Raw genomic sequence first — 15,654 nt, forward strand, 5'->3', positions numbered from 1 at the left:
TATCAGATTATTTTGTTATGAGTTATGGCTTTATTTTCTTATTCTCAATACACCGTAATACGATAACCTGGCAAATAACGGAATAATAATCACAATGAGCAATGCGGGAGTAACAGAACTATGGCAACACAGGAGTCGCCGGAGCCGGTATTTCCGGTTTCTGCGGAACAGCTTGCGGCTTTGCAGTCAGTAACAGCAGGTTTTACCTCTCAGCAACTGGCCTGGTTATCCGGTTATTTATGGGGACGGGGAAATACCGCTGCGCAGACTGCTATTTCCCCCGCAGTAAACACAACCGAACGCGATATTATTACGATTATTTCTGCCTCGCAAACCGGTAATGCACGACGTTTATGTGAAGAATTAAAAACACGGTTTCTCAGTGAGAAATTCTCTGTGAATTTAGTTAATGCCGGAGAATATAAATATAAACACCTTTCCCGGGAGAAGATTGTCATTATTGTGACATCCACTCAGGGTGATGGTGAACCGCCGGAAGAAGCGGTGGCATTTTATAAATATCTGCATTCGGCAAAACGGCCGGATCTCAGCGGAACGGCCTATGCGGTTTTTTCTCTGGGGGATTCGTCGTATGAAAAATTCTGTCAGGCGGGAATTGATTTTGATGCTCAGCTGACAAAGGCGGGCGCGACAGCACTTCTGCCAAGGGCGGATGCGGATGTTGATTATCAGTCTGCGGCAGCGGCGTGGACAGAATCACTGACGCAGGTACTGAAAACCAGAGGCATTGCCGCGGGAGCGCCGCCGCAAACCGTTGTTCAGACGGTCACGGCGGCAGAAAACCGCTACAGCAAAACGTCACCGCTGACGGCCTCTCTTTCTGTTAATCAGAAAATTACCGGCCGTAACTCCCTGAAAGATGTACGGCATATTGAAATTTCCATGGAGGATTCCGGTCTGCGTTATCAGCCGGGTGATTCTCTCGGCGTCTGGTTTGAAAATGATCCTGCGCTGGCTGATGAGATTATCGGCCTGCTGCATGCGGATACGGCAACGGAGATCACGGTATCCGGCAAAACATACACATTGCGTGAGGCGCTGATCCGGCATCTGGAGCTCACACAAAATAACGGGGTGACGGTCAGCAAATACGCGCAGTTATCTCAGCATGAAGCCTTATCCGCACTGATCAGCGATAAACAGGCGGCGCTGCATTACGCACAAACCACACCTGTCGCGGAAATGCTGCGTCAGGCACCTTCCCGGCCGGATACTCAGGCTTTCGCTGATATTCTCCGCCCGCTGACCCCGAGGCTGTATTCCGTCTCATCATCACAAGCGGAAGCGGAGGATGAAATCCATCTGACGGTCGGCGTGGTGCGTTATGACACGGATGGCCGGGCCCGGACCGGCGGAGCTTCCGGGTTTCTCGCCGACCACATAAAGGAGGGCGGGGATGTGCGGGTTTTCATTGAACACAATGATAACTTCCGGCTGCCCGCCGACCCGGATGTGCCTGTGATTATGATTGGTGCAGGGACCGGTATCGCGCCGTTCCGCGCCTTTATGCAGCAGCGGGAAAATGACGGTGCATCCGGTAAAAACTGGCTTTTTTACGGTAATCAGCATTTTACCGAAGATTTTCTGTATCAGACCGAATGGCAGCGTTATGCCCGCGAAGGTGTGCTGACCAATATCTCGCTGGCCTGGTCGCGGGATAAACCGGTGAAAGCCTATGTGCAGGACAAACTGCGGGAGCAGGGCGCGGAAGTGTGGCGCTGGATTGAGGACGGGGCACATATTTATGTTTGCGGGAATGCGGGTCTGATGGCCCGTGACACTGAAGATGCATTACTGGAGATCATCGGCCGGTACGGTAACCGGGATCATGAGTCGGCGGATGAGTTTTTAAGTGAGCTGCGCACAGCGCGCCGTTATCAGAGGGATGTCTATTAATGAGCAATCAATACAACGGGCCTTTAATTGTGGAAGGTAAGCTGAGCGACAGCGAAAGAATGAAGCGCGACAGCAACTATCTGCGCGGAACCATCAAAGAGGATCTGAGCAACGGCCTGACCGGCGGATTTGAGGGGGATAACTTCCTGCTGATCCGCTTTCACGGCATGTATCAGCAGGACGACCGCGATATCCGGTCAGAACGCTCAGAGCAGAAACTGGAACCGCGTCATGCCATGATGCTGCGCTGCCGCCTGCCGGGTGGTGTGATCACACCGGAGCAGTGGCTGAAAATAGATAAATTCGCCGCAGAGCAGACGCTGTACGGCAGTATCCGGATCACCAACCGGCAAACGTTTCAGTTTCACGGCATTCTGAAAGGGGATGTTAAACCGGCACATCAGATGCTGCATGAAGCGGGGCTGGATTCACTGGCGACCGCCAATGATGTGAACCGTAATGTACTCTGCACCTCGAATCCGGTTCAGTCCGGTCTTCACCGGGAAGCGTATGAGTGGGCGAAAAAAATTTCCGAGCACCTGCTGCCCCGTACCCGCGCGTATGCCGAAATCTGGCTGGATAAAGAAAAAGTGGCGGCAACCGATGAAGAGCCGATCTTAGGCGAAACCTATCTGCCGCGTAAGTTCAAAACCTCCGTGGTGATCCCGCCGCTGAATGATGTCGATTTGCATGCTAATGATATGAATTTTGTGGCGATTGAGGAAAACGGCAAACTGATTGGTTTTAATGTGCTGGTGGGCGGCGGTCTGGCGATGACTCACGGTGATACGGCGACGTTTCCCCGTCTCGCCAGTGAATTCGGTTTTATTGCGCTGAAAGATACGCTGGCGGTGGCAGAAGCGATAGTCACTACCCAGCGCGACTGGGGCAACCGGACCGAGCGCAAAAATGCCAAAACCAAATACACGCTGGAACGGGTGGGCGTTGACCGGTTCAGACAGGAAACCGAGCGGCGCGCCGGTGTCATTTTTTCTCCGGTCCGGCCTTATGAATTTACCCTGCGCGGTGATCAGATCGGCTGGTTAAAAGGGATTGATGATCACTGGCATCTGACGTTGTTTGTTGAAAACGGGCGTCTGATCGATTTACCGGGTAAGCCGTTAAAAACCGGGGTGGCGGAAATCGCCAAAATCCATCGCGGGGACTTCCGCTTAACCGCCAATCAGAACCTGATTATCGCCGGTATTCCGGAGGCGGAAAAATCCCGTATTGAATCCATTGCGCGGGCACACGGTCTTATCAGCGATAATGTCACGCCGCTGCGGGAAAATTCCATGGCCTGTGTGTCGTTCCCGACCTGTCCGCTGGCGATGGCGGAAGCAGAGCGCTTTCTGCCGGAATTTGTCACTGAGGTTGAGAAGATTATGTCTTCACACGGTGTGGGGAATGAAGAGATTGTCCTGCGGGTCACCGGCTGCCCGAACGGCTGCGGACGCGCAATGTTGTCGGAAGTGGGGTTAGTGGGCAAAGCGCCGGATCGCTATAACCTGCATCTCGGCGGCAACCGTACCGGCACCCGTATTCCGCGGATGTATCGCGAAAATATCAGTTCAGCGGTGATTTTATCGGTACTTGATGAGCTTATCGGCCGCTGGTCACAGGAGCGGACAGCGGGGGAGGACTTTGGTGATTATCTGATCCGCGCCGGTGTGGTGAAGCCGGTACTGAATTCTGCGGTGGATTTTTATGAGGCAGGTGCTGCCTGAAATAAAACACCGCGCCGTTTTACGCGGCGCGGTGTTTATATTTACGGCGGAAATGTATCAGCGGCCGGCATTATTCAGCAGCAGATAGATATTGTCATCGCCGCGTAAAATATTCAGCGCCAGTACGCTTGGCTTGCTGTCGATAATTTTGCGCAGTTCAACAATGGTCATTACGCGCTGGTTATTGACACCGATAATCAGGTCGCCCGGCTGAAGTCCTGACATGGCTGCCGGAGAATCTTTCTGTACCGCATCAATATTCACGCCTTTATTACCCTCTTTATTGCTGCCGTTGCTCAGGGTTGCGCCCTGCAGCAGGGTAGTCAGGTTTTCGGCTTTGGTGGTCTGGCCTTCGCTGTCATCCAGGATCACGCTGACTTCCAGCGGTTTACCCTTGCGCAGCAGACCGATTTTCACTTCTTTACCCGGTGCGGTGGTACCGATTTTGGCTCTCAGTTCAGCAAAGCTGCTGACGCGTTTACCGTCAACGGATACCAGAACGTCACCGGATTTAATCCCCGCTTTGGCGGCGGCGGATTTCGGAATCACTTCGCTGACAAATGCCCCGCGCTGGGCTTCCACACTCATCGCTTTGGCGATATCTGCGTTCATTTCTGTACCACGGATACCGAGAGAGCCGCGTTTGACTTCGCCGGTGGCAATCAGTTGCGAGGTCAGGTCTTTGGCCATATTACTCGGGATAGCAAAGCCGATCCCGATATTGCCGCCGCCCGGTGCCAGAATCGCGGTGTTGATACCGATCAGTTCACCGTTGAGGTTGACCAGTGCACCACCGGAGTTCCCCCGGTTGATGGAGGCATCGGTCTGGATAAAGTTTTCCAGCCCTTCCACATTCAGGCCGCTGCGGCCTAATGCTGATATAATTCCGGATGTTGCGGTCTGACCCAGACCAAACGGGTTACCGACAGCCACGGTGAAATCACCGACTCGCAGTTTATCGGAATCCGCCAGCGTGATAGCTGTCAGATTCGGGGCATTTTTTACCTGTAACAGCGCAATATCAGTTTGCGGATCGCGGCCGATTAAGGTCGCGTCATATTTGCGTCCGTCGTTGAGCTGGATCTGAATTTTGTCCGCATTCTGGATAACGTGGTTGTTGGTCAGAATATAGCCTTTCTGTGCATCAATAATCACACCGGAACCCTGTCCCTGGAACGGACGGACACTTTCCTGCTGTGACGGCATATTCGGGCCGAAGAAGAATTTGAACTCTTCCGGCACCTGCTGACGGGCAACCGCAGTACCGGAGACTTCCACGCTGACCACGGCCGGCAGCACTTTTTCCAGCATCGGTGCCAGGCTCGGCAGAGATTCACCGGTGGCCATTTTGGCCGGTAAAGCCGCATTTGATACCGCAGGCAGCGCCGCGAGGGATAACCCGAGGCTGATGGCAACAGCACTGAGCAGGTTTTTTTTCTTTTTATTCATCATTCGTTTTGTGTCTCATCAATTAATAAGCAGAACCCGCGGCAGGTCAGCCGCAGCATACGCAGATACTCATATGACGTTATATCGGTGCAAAAGTTCCGCATTCAACGGAAATAAAACAACCTTTACAAGGCTTTACGTGAATTTAAGATTAGTGCGGGGAATGGTTCGGAAGACCGTATTAAGCGGCTGAATTCAGGCAAAAAAAAACCGCGGGAAACCGCGGTTTTGTACAGATTAGTTTTCTTTTGTTTCGACGGGACGGAACAGGCCGGATGAGCCGTCTGAATAATCACGCGGCGGCATTTTTACCGGTGCCTGATCATTATCGGCCTCTGCTTCCGTCAGGCGGTAGCTGAACGGATTATCCTGTGCGGACAGTTCCGGCATCAGCTCTGAGGAACTTTTCGCCATGTGCTGATATAACTGGCGGTAATCTTTTGCCATATTATCCAGCAGTTCTGCACTGCGGGCAAAGTGACTGACCAGCTCTTTGCGGTACTCTTCCAGTTCGGCCTTGTTCTTTTCCAGGTCACGTTTCATTGCTTCCTGCTCTCTGAACTTAGAACTGCCCAGACGAACGGCCAGCGCACCAATGATTAAACCAACTGCTAATCCGATGAGTGCATATACCCAAATCATGGCTACTCCTTTATGTGCATCATGCGCGTTAGAATCTGTTGTCACTATAACCGGATTTGCCGTCCGGGGGGAATAGTGAAGGTAAGGCTTTCCGGCATTATCCCGGATTTCCGGGTATAATACCTGCCGCTATATCATAAAAATCTCAATAAAAACCTCTGTTAATATTAAGGGATTACTGTTTATGAGCACAACACCGCGTGAGTTGTATCAGCAGGCACTGAACGGCAGCGGATTTGCGCCGGACGAGGTGCAGCGGCGTACTGTTAACCGGCTGACTGAGATGCATCAGGCGCTCCTGATGCGCGTTCCCTGTCTTCCTGAGCCGGAAAAAGGGCTGCGCGGCACCCTGAGCCGCTGGCTGAAAAAAGCGCCTGAACCGGTGAGTTGTCCGCCGGTACAGGGCATTTATATGTGGGGCGGGGTCGGGCGCGGCAAAACCTGGCTGATGGATCTGTTTTATGACAGTCTTCCCGGACCACGTAAACTGCGGCTGCATTTCCACCGCTTTATGCTGCGGGTGCATGAGGAGCTGACGGCGCTTCAGGGACATGAAAATCCGCTGGAGAGTATCGCTGACGGCTTTGCACAGGAAACCGATGTGCTTTGTTTTGATGAGTTTTTTGTCTCCGATATCACCGACGCCATGATCCTCGGCACCCTGCTGGAAGCGCTGTTCCGCCGGGGTATCGCGCTGGTGGCGACCTCCAACATTCCGCCGGATGATCTGTACCGCAACGGGCTGCAGCGTGCCCGTTTCCTGCCGGCGATTGAGCAGATCAAAAAATATTGTGATGTGCTGAATGTGGATGCGGGGATCGATTACCGTCTGCGTACCCTGACACAGGCGCATCTGTGGCTGACGCCTGCGGATGCGGAAACGTCAGCGGCAATGGACAGCATGTTCTCCCGCCTGACCGGCGGGCAGAAAGCCGGACAGGCGGCACTGACCATCAATCATCGTCCGCTGGCGGTCGTCCGGGAAACGGACGGTGTGCTGGCGGTGACATTCCGGACACTGTGTGAGGATGCGCGCAGTCAGCTTGACTATATCGCGCTGTCAAAAATCTATCACACTGTACTTTTATATGATGTTCCGGTGCTGACCACGGAAAATGAGAATGCCGCACGGCGTTTTCTGGCGCTGGTTGATGAGTTTTATGAGCGGAAAGTAAAACTGGTTATTCAGGCGCAGAACGCGATGGATTCTCTCTATCAGGGACAATTATTGTCCTTTGAGTTCGCCAGATGTCTCTCCCGGCTGCAGGAAATGCAAAGTGAGGAGTACCTGAAACTGCCGCATCTGGTATAATGCGCGCCCCTGAAAAGGGTTTCGGGGAATTATTTTTAATTTGGGGTCGATTTTTTGCAGGGACTTCTCTATAATCTTGCGACCCCACGTTACAGCGGTTTTCTTTATTTCCCAAAGAAGACTGCAACTAGCGCCAGATGATTCTGCTCGAAGGGGTAGGTTTACTGGACAAGCGTCGTGTGAGCCTCAGTTTCTGAACATTGGTTCACCAACATGTAACTTATTTATTGGGTAAGCTTTAATGAAAACTTTTACAGCTAAACCAGAAAGCGTACAACGCGACTGGTTCGTTGTTGATGCAACCGGCAAAACTTTAGGCCGTCTTGCAACTGAATTAGCCCGCCGTCTGCGCGGTAAGCACAAAGCGGAATATACTCCTCACGTTGACACTGGTGATTACATCATTGTTCTGAACGCAGAAAAAGTTGCTGTAACCGGCAACAAGCGTACAGACAAAGTGTACTATCGCCATACTGGCTACGTTGGTGGTATTAAGCAAGCGACCTTCGAAGAGATGATCGCACGCCATCCTGAGCGCGTTATTGAAATCGCTGTGAAAGGCATGTTGCCGAAAGGCCCTCTGGGTCGTGCAATGTACCGTAAACTGAAAGTTTACGCAGGTAACGAGCACAATCACGCGGCACAGCAACCGCAAGTTCTGGACATTTAATCGGGATTATAGGCAATGGCTGAAAATCAATACTACGGCACTGGTCGCCGCAAAAGTTCATCCGCTCGTGTCTTTATTAAGCCGGGTAGTGGTAACATCGTCATCAACCAACGCAGCCTCGAAAACTATTTCGGCCGCGAAACAGCACGCATGGTAGTTCGCCAGCCGCTGGAACTGGTTGAAATGTTAGAAAAACTGGATCTGTACATCACTGTTAAAGGTGGTGGTATTTCTGGTCAGGCAGGCGCAATCCGTCACGGTATCACCCGTGCTCTGATGGCGTACGACGAATCTCTGCGTTCTGAGCTGCGTAAAGCAGGCTTCGTAACGCGTGATGCACGTGAAGTTGAACGTAAAAAAGTGGGTCTGCGCAAAGCACGTCGCCGTCCACAGTTCTCCAAACGTTAATCACTGGTTTCGTTGGAATACAAAAAACCCGCCACGGCGGGTTTTTTTATAACTGCATAACTGCCGTCAATTATCCCGTCATAACCTGTAATTTCGTATTTATTTTACGAATCTCTCCCGATTAAACTTCATTTTTAGTGTTTTTGAATGATTTTTTGTCCGGACTCACCCTAAGTTGAGCAAAATCTGGTAAACTGGCACAAACATTTTCTCGCCCCTGAACACACAGCCGCGCGCCCGGATTGGTTCGCTGTGGTTTTCTTTCCCGGATTCAGTGAGAGATTACAGGTAGGAATGGCGTATTGCGCTGTTCATTCCTTTATTTTGATAAACTTGGAGGTTTTCATGGCTGTCGCTGCCAACAAACGTTCGGTAATGACTCTGTTCTCCGGCCCGACCGATATTTTCAGCCATCAGGTACGGATTGTACTGGCGGAAAAAGGGGTAAGTTTTGAAATTGAGCATGTCGAAGCAGGCAACCTGCCACAAGACCTGATCGATCTGAACCCATACCAGACGGTACCGACACTCGTGGATCGCGAGCTGACCTTATATGATTCACGTATTATCATGGAATACCTTGATGAGCGTTTCCCGCATCCGCCACTGATGCCTGTTTATCCGGTGATGCGTGCGCAGAGCCGTGTGATGATGCACCGCATCGAGCAGGACTGGTACTCGCTGATGAATAAAATTGAAAAGGGTTCAGCCCAGGAAGCGAATCAGGCCCGCAAACAGTTAACTGAAGAGCTGGTTGCTGTATCGCCGGTATTCAAAGAATATGCGTATTTCATGAATGAAGAATTCAGCCTGGTGGACTGCTATCTGTCCCCGCTGTTATGGCGTCTGCCGGTACTGGGTATCGACCTGTCCGCACGTCCGTCTTCTGATACCAAACACCTGCAGTTCTATATGCAGCGTGTGTTTGAACGTGACTCTTTCCTGGCTTCACTGACAGAAGCTGAGCGTGAGATGCGTTTACAGTCACGGGGTTAATCACGGATGGATATTCAGGAATTAACACCACGCCGGCCTTATCTGTTACGGGCACACTATGAGTGGTTACTGGATAATGAACTGACACCTCATCTGGTGGTGGATGTGAATATCCCCGGTGTGAATGTACCGATGGAGTATGCTCAGGATGGTCAGATTGTCCTGAATATTGCGCCACGTGCTGTGGGTAATCTGGAAATGACCAACGAGTGGGTCGGCTTTAATGCCCGTTTCGGTGGTGTTCCGCGTCAGGTGGATGTACCGATGGCCGCAATCATTGCTGTCTACGCCCGTGAAAACGGGGCAGGCATGATGTTTGAGCCGGAAGCCGCGTATGAAGCCACGGAAGAAGACGAAATTCTGACACCGGCGGCGGATAACATCACCCTGATCCACGACGAACCGGAAAAACCGGCGGAAGAAGGCACTGACGGGGATGACCCGGAACCGCCGAAACCACCGCGGGGCCGTCCGAACCTGCGTGTCGTGAAGTAACAGACCGATAAATAAAAAGACCGCGAAAGCGGTCTTTTTGCATTTAAAGCAGGGAGTTCAGAGGATTGTCATATTCACACATGCAGATAATCCAGAATACTTTCTGCCGCCCTGCGGCCTTCGGCAATGGCCGTAACCACCAGATCCGAGCCGCGAACCACATCCCCCCCGGCAAAAATGCCGCTGACAGATGTTTCAAACGGATAAGTTGCCTGTGCCGGGGCGCTGATCCGGCCTTGCTGATCACGTGTGATACTGAGGGCATCCAGCCACGGCATGGCGTGCGGCCGGAAACCGAAAGCGATAATGACCGCATCAGCATCAATAACAAAAGCGGAATCATCATCCGTTTCAATCTGACGGCGCCCGCTGCTGTCCGCATCACCTAACCGTGTGGTGAATACCCGGACGCCACATGCAGTGCCGGATGTATCGGTTTCAATGGCGGATGGCTGACAGTTAAAACGGAAATTCACACCTTCCTCTTTCGCGTTTTTTACTTCACGGCGTGAGCCCGGCATGTTTTCCTCATCACGGCGGTACACACAGGTCACTTCCGAAGCGCCCTGGCGAACAGCGGTCCGCAGACAGTCCATTGCGGTATCCCCGCCGCCGAGCACTACAACGCGTTTATTCTTCAGGTCAATAAACGGGGCTGAACCATCATCGGGCAGTTCCATGACCTTGCGGGTATTACCGATCAGATACGGCAGGGCGCTGTATACGCCCGCAGCGTCTTCATTTTTCAGTCCGCCGCTCATCGGCTGATAAGTGCCCGCACCGATAAATATGGCGTCATATTGCTGCTGTAATTCACTGAGGGTGATATTTTTCCCGACCTCGGTATTCAGCTGAAATTCCACGCCCATTTCGGTGAACAGTTCGCGGCGGCGCTGCATAATGGATTTTTCCAGTTTGAACGACGGAATGCCGAACGTGAGAAGCCCGCCGATTTCCGGATGCTTATCAAACACCACCGGGGTTACGCCGTTACGGATCAGAACATCCGCACAGGCCAGACCGGCAGGACCGGCACCGATCACGGCTACTTTTTTTCCTGTCGGGCGGACAGCAGAGAGATCCGGTCTCCAGCCCATTTCAAAGGCTTTATCCGTGATGTAACGCTCAATATTGCCGATCGTGACGGCGCCGAACTCATCATGCAGCGTACAGGCGCCCTCACATAACCGGTCCTGCGGGCATACCCGGCCGCACACTTCCGGCAGGCTGTTGGTCTGGTGTGACAGCTCTGCGGCCTCAATAATCCGGCCTTCCTCCGCCAGCCGAAGCCAGTTGGGAATATAGTTATGTACCGGACATTTCCATTCACAGTACGGATTACCGCAGCCGAGACAGCGGGTGGCCTGCTCTTTCACCTGCGGAGGCGAAAAAGGCTCATAAATCTCAATAAATTCGGTTTTACGGAGTGCCAGCGGCAGCTTTTTCGGATCTGTACGTTGTAATTCAATAAACTGATAAACATTGCGGCTCATCTTGATTCCCCTTACTGTGCCCGGACCCGTAATTCACTGTCTGACCGGTTGTTTATCCCGGCAAGTGCATGAATATCCGCAGATTTAGGCTTGACGAGGATAAACCGCCCGGCCTGTTCTGTCCATTCTCTGAGAAGTGTGTCTGCTCTGGCGGAACCGGTCAGGCGGCGGTGATCTTCCAGCATGCCGCGCAGATGTTCCTGCAGAACCGGCAGCCCGCTGATATCACGGGTTTCCGCCATTTCCGGATTAACACGTCCGGCGGCGGTACCATCCTCATCATAGAGATAAGCAAATCCGCCGGTCATCCCGGCCGCGAAGTTAATCCCGGTTTTGCCGAGCACACAGACAATCCCGCCGGTCATATATTCACAGCCGTTATCACCGACACCTTCGACAACGGCCAGTGCACCTGAGTTACGGACAGCAAAGCGCTCTCCGGCGCGGCCTGCGGCATAGAATTTACCACCGGTGGCACCATACAGGCAGGTATTGCCCGCAATCGTGGTGTCGTGAGCAGCAAACGCAGAACCCGGGTGCGGATGCAGAACAATCTGCCCGCCCGCCATACCTTTACCAACATAGTCATTGGCATCTCCGGTCAGGGTCAGTTCAATCCCGGCGGCATTCCAGACGCCGAAGCTCTGCCCGGCGGTACCGGTGAAATGCAGTTTCAGCGGAGAAGCGGCGATCCCGCTGTTGCCGTACAGTTCCGCCACAAACCCTGACAGAGCGGCACCCACCGAACGGTCGGTATTGCGGATATCATAATAAAATGCGCGGGATTGCTGTGTCTGCACGCAGGTGCGGGTATCATCCAGAATGCGGCGGTTCAGTTCCCCCTTATCAAACGGCGGGTTGGTTTGAGAGCAGAACAGCGCAGCACCTTCATGCGGCACCGGTGATACCAGAAGATCGGACAAATCCAGTTTCTGCTGTCGTGCGGTAGTGCCTTCAATTCTGACCAGTAAATCCGTGCGGCCGATAAGATCGGTCAGTTTCCGCACCCCGAGCTGTGCCATCAGCTCACGCGTTTCCTGCGCAATAAAGCGAAAATAGTTCATTACCCGCTCCGGCAGGCCGTGATAGTGATCGCGGCGCAGCGTTTCATCCTGGGTTGCCACGCCGGTGGCACAGTTATTCAGGTGGCAGATACGCAGATATTTACAGCCGAGCGCGACCATCGGTCCGGTGCCGAAACCAAAGCTTTCCGCCCCGAGGATAGCGGCTTTAATGATATCCAGCCCGGTTTTCAGCCCGCCGTCTGTCTGCAAGCGGATTTTATGGCGCAGACCATTGCTGACCAGTGCCTGCTGGGCTTCCGCCAGCCCCAGCTCCCACGGAGTACCAGCATATTTGACCGAGGTAAGCGGACTGGCACCGGTGCCGCCGTCATACCCCGAAATAGTGATGAAATCAGCGTAGGCCTTGGCCACCCCGGTGGCAATCGTGCCGACGCCCGGTTCAGAAACCAGTTTGACGGAAATCAGTGCGTCCGGATTCACCTGTTTGAGATCGAAAATCAGCTGAGCCAGATCTTCGATAGAGTAAATATCATGGTGCGGCGGCGGGGAAATCAGGGTGACGCCGGGCACGGAATAGCGCAGTGAGGCGATATACGGCGTGACTTTATCACCCGGTAACTGACCGCCTTCGCCGGGTTTCGCGCCTTGTGCCACTTTGATCTGGATAACCCGCGCACTGCGCAGATAACCCGGCGTGACACCAAAACGCCCGGAGGCGACCTGTTTGATTTTGGAGTTTTTTTCTGTGCCGAAGCGTGCCGGATCTTCGCCGCCTTCGCCGGAATTAGAACTGCCGCCGAGCCGGTTCATGGCGATGGCCAGTGCTTCATGGGCTTCCGGGCTGAGCGCGCCGATCGACATGGCGGCGGTATCAAAGCGGGTAAACAGGGATTCAGCAGATTCTGTCTCATCAATACTGATGGCTTGTGTATCTGTGCGCAGGGCCAGCAAATCGCGCAGCATGGCGGCCGGGCGGCCGTTTACCAGCGCAGCATAGTGCTGATAATCCGCATAATTACCGCTGTGAACTGCTTTCTGCAATGTGGCGATCACATCCGGGTTATAGGCGTGATATTCACTGTTATGAATGTATTTCAGCAGACCGCCCGCATCGAGTGGTTTGCGCGGCAGCCAGGCGAGACGGGACAGGTTATGCAGATCCTGCTGGAAATCACTGAAATCCGCACCGCCGATCCGGTTCGGCACACCCCGGAAACAGAGTTCCGCCACTGCATCACTCAGGCCGACAGCTTCAAACAGCTTGGCGCAACGGTATGAGGAGACAGCAGAAATCCCCATTTTGGACATGATTTTATACAGTCCCTTGTTGATGCCGTTGCGATAGTTGAGTAACACCTGTGCCGGTGAATGGGTGAGGACGTTATCGCTGCACAGTTTCAGCAGGGATTCACAGGCGAGATAAGGATAGATGGCGGTAGCACCGAACCCGAGCAGCACGGCAAAATGGTGCGGATCACGGGCACCGGCGGTTTCAGCAATAATATTGGCGTCGCAGCGCAGGCTGCGGCTGACCAGCCGCTGCTGGACTGCACCCACCGCCATCGGCGCCGGGATCGGCAGGGTGTCCGGGGCAATCTGCCGGTCACTCAGTACCACCAGAACCGCGCCGCCGCGGACGGCAGCTTCCGCGTTATCGCACAGGGTGCGGATCGCCTGCTCCAGCGTGGTTTCCCGCGGATCAAAACAGAGTGACAGATGTTCCGCACGGTAATAATCCGGATCGCGGCTCAGCAGTTGTTCAAAATCCGTGTGCATCAGTACCGGGGAAGCCATACTCAGCCGGTGCGCCTGACCTTCCGCTTCGCAGAAGACATTCATTTCCCGGCCGATACTGGTGGCGAGTGACATGACATGGGCTTCACGCAGCGGATCGACAGGCGGATTGGTTACCTGGGCAAACTGCTGACGGAAATAATCATAAATCAGACGCGGGCGGGCGGAGAGTACCGCAAACGGGGTATCATCTCCCATCGACCCCACCGCTTCCTGGCCGTTTTCTCCCAGCACCCGCAATACCTGCTCCAGCTCTTCGAGGGTATAACCAAATTGTTTCTGATAAACAGCCAGCGTTGCATCATCCAGCGCACGCTGCGGCGGAGCTTCATTCATCAGATCCTGATACGGAGTGAGCCGCACAACATTTTTTTCCAGCCAGGCTTTATAGGGATGACGGGTTTTGAGATCGTTATCTGTCTCGCGGGTATGAAGAATGCGGCCTTCCTGTGTATCAATCACCAGCAGCTCACCCGGGCCGACACGGCCTTTTTCTGTGACCTCATCCGGCTGATAATCCCAGATACCGATTTCGGAGGCACAGGTGATCAGTTTATCCGTGGTGATCACATAGCGGGCGGGGCGCAGGCCGTTACGGTCAAGGTTACAGGCGGCATAGCGGCCGTCAGAGATAACAATCCCGGCCGGACCGTCCCACGGCTCCATATGCATAGAGTTAAAATCAAAAAAGGCGCGCAGATCGTCATCCATATCCGGATGATTCTGCCAGGCAGGCGGCACCAGCAGACGCATGGCACGCACCAGATCCATCCCGCCGTTGAGAAACAGTTCCAGCATATTATCCAGCGAACTGGAGTCAGAGCCGGTTTCATTAACAAACGGGGCGGCGGTGATAAGATCCGGGATCAGCGGCGTGCGGAATTTATAAGCGCGTGCACGTGCCCATTCGCGGTTACCGGTGATGGTATTGATTTCGCCGTTGTGGGCGAGATAGCGGAACGGCTGTGCCAGCGGCCAGCGCGGAACGGTATTGGTGGAAAAGCGCTGATGGAACAGACAGATGGCGGATTCCATTCTTAAATCGGCCAGATCCGGATAAAAGCGCGGCAGATCGGCGGCCATACACAGACCTTTATAAATCGTCACCAGGTTGGACAGGCTGCAGACATAAAAATCCGGGTCGCTGATGCGCTTTTCAATGCGGCGGCGTGCCATAAACAGACGGCGTTCCAGATCCCGTGCCCGCCACCCGGCCGGTGCATTGATAAAAACCTGTTCAATCTGCGGCATTCCGGCGAGGGCGATTTCGCCGAGGATTTCCGGTCTGACCGGCACTTTGCGCCATCCGGCGATAAACAGGGTTTCGTCAGCCAGCTCTTCTTCGATGATAGCGCGGCAGCTTTGTGCAATTGCCGGGTCCTGGCTGAGAAACAGCATGCCGACCGCATAATTGCGCGCAAGCCGCCATTCATTCTCTTCAGCAATCATCTGAAAGAAACGATCGGGTTTTTGTAATAATAAACCGCAGCCGTCGCCGGTTTTGCCGTCGGCGAGAATCGCACCGCGATGCTGCATCCGCGCCAGCCCGCTGATAGCGGTACGCACGACTTTATGGCTGGGTTGTCCTTCGAGGTGGGCAATCAGGCCGAAACCGCAGTTGTCCTTATCCTGTGACGGGTTATAAAGCATATATGGCCCCTTTTGCATGTCTCACATTACGCCGCATTCCTGCGGCAAAGCTGTTTCCGGGCCTCAGTCAGCCCTG

Annotated in this window: 11 protein-coding genes; 7 read left to right on the plus strand and 4 right to left on the minus strand. The window is 53.6% G+C overall.

The features are described 5' to 3' along the window. The first annotated feature begins 120 nt into the window (after positions 1 to 120). Complete coding sequence (gene cysJ / locus R5268_RS01375; RefSeq protein ID WP_317418488.1) at positions 121 to 1,917, plus strand: NADPH-dependent assimilatory sulfite reductase flavoprotein subunit; 1,797 nt, start codon at positions 121 to 123, stop codon at positions 1,915 to 1,917. Beyond that, positions 1,917 to 3,644 (plus strand): assimilatory sulfite reductase (NADPH) hemoprotein subunit, encoded by a 1,728-nt coding sequence (gene cysI, locus R5268_RS01380; RefSeq protein WP_317418487.1) that lies wholly within the window; start codon positions 1,917 to 1,919, stop codon positions 3,642 to 3,644. The genes cysJ and cysI overlap by 1 nt, the downstream gene beginning before the upstream one ends. A gap of 57 nt (positions 3,645 to 3,701) precedes the next feature. Here cysI and degQ read toward each other — a convergent pair whose 3' ends face one another. Further along, on the minus strand, positions 3,702 to 5,096 hold the full coding sequence (gene degQ / locus R5268_RS01385) for a serine endoprotease DegQ (RefSeq protein WP_080947975.1): 1,395 nt from the start codon (positions 5,094 to 5,096) through the stop codon (positions 3,702 to 3,704). Positions 5,097 to 5,330: 234 nt separating this feature from the next. Beyond that, positions 5,331 to 5,735: a Z-ring associated protein ZapG gene (zapG, locus tag R5268_RS01390; protein ID WP_046892988.1), complete on the minus strand. Its 405-nt coding sequence runs from the start codon at positions 5,733 to 5,735 to the stop codon at positions 5,331 to 5,333. 184 nt (positions 5,736 to 5,919) lie between these two features. On the opposite strand from zapG, the gene zapE reads away from it, so the two are divergent. From zapE to sspB, 5 genes are all read left to right on the plus strand, one after another. Then, on the plus strand, positions 5,920 to 7,047 hold the full coding sequence (zapE, locus tag R5268_RS01395; protein WP_317418486.1) for a cell division protein ZapE: 1,128 nt from the start codon (positions 5,920 to 5,922) through the stop codon (positions 7,045 to 7,047). A 241-nt stretch (positions 7,048 to 7,288) separates the two neighbouring features. Then, positions 7,289 to 7,717, plus strand: coding sequence for a 50S ribosomal protein L13 (gene rplM / locus R5268_RS01400; protein WP_004236344.1), 429 nt, complete (start codon positions 7,289 to 7,291; stop codon positions 7,715 to 7,717). Positions 7,718 to 7,732: 15 nt separating this feature from the next. Beyond that, positions 7,733 to 8,125, plus strand: coding sequence for a 30S ribosomal protein S9 (rpsI, locus tag R5268_RS01405; RefSeq protein ID WP_015422974.1), 393 nt, complete (start codon positions 7,733 to 7,735; stop codon positions 8,123 to 8,125). A gap of 345 nt (positions 8,126 to 8,470) precedes the next feature. Then, positions 8,471 to 9,121 carry a stringent starvation protein SspA gene (gene sspA / locus R5268_RS01410; RefSeq protein ID WP_004236347.1) on the plus strand — a complete coding sequence of 217 codons (651 nt, stop codon included), beginning with the start codon at positions 8,471 to 8,473 and terminating at the stop codon, positions 9,119 to 9,121. 6 nt (positions 9,122 to 9,127) lie between these two features. Then, positions 9,128 to 9,616, plus strand: a complete 489-nt coding sequence (sspB, locus tag R5268_RS01415; protein ID WP_046892986.1) for a ClpXP protease specificity-enhancing factor — start codon at positions 9,128 to 9,130, stop codon at positions 9,614 to 9,616. Positions 9,617 to 9,690: 74 nt separating this feature from the next. Here the strand turns inward: sspB and R5268_RS01420 are convergent, their stop codons facing one another. Both R5268_RS01420 and gltB read right to left on the minus strand, forming a co-directional pair. Continuing rightward, positions 9,691 to 11,109, minus strand: a complete 1,419-nt coding sequence (locus R5268_RS01420; RefSeq protein WP_317418485.1) for an FAD-dependent oxidoreductase — start codon at positions 11,107 to 11,109, stop codon at positions 9,691 to 9,693. An 11-nt stretch (positions 11,110 to 11,120) separates the two neighbouring features. Further along, on the minus strand, positions 11,121 to 15,578 hold the full coding sequence (gene gltB / locus R5268_RS01425; protein WP_317418484.1) for a glutamate synthase large subunit: 4,458 nt from the start codon (positions 15,576 to 15,578) through the stop codon (positions 11,121 to 11,123). Positions 15,579 to 15,654 lie beyond the last annotated feature (76 nt).

This window comes from Morganella sp. BCCO 40_0007, from assembly GCF_032989665.1.
In the GTDB taxonomy this organism is placed as follows: Bacteria; Pseudomonadota; Gammaproteobacteria; order Enterobacterales; family Enterobacteriaceae; genus Morganella; species Morganella sibonii.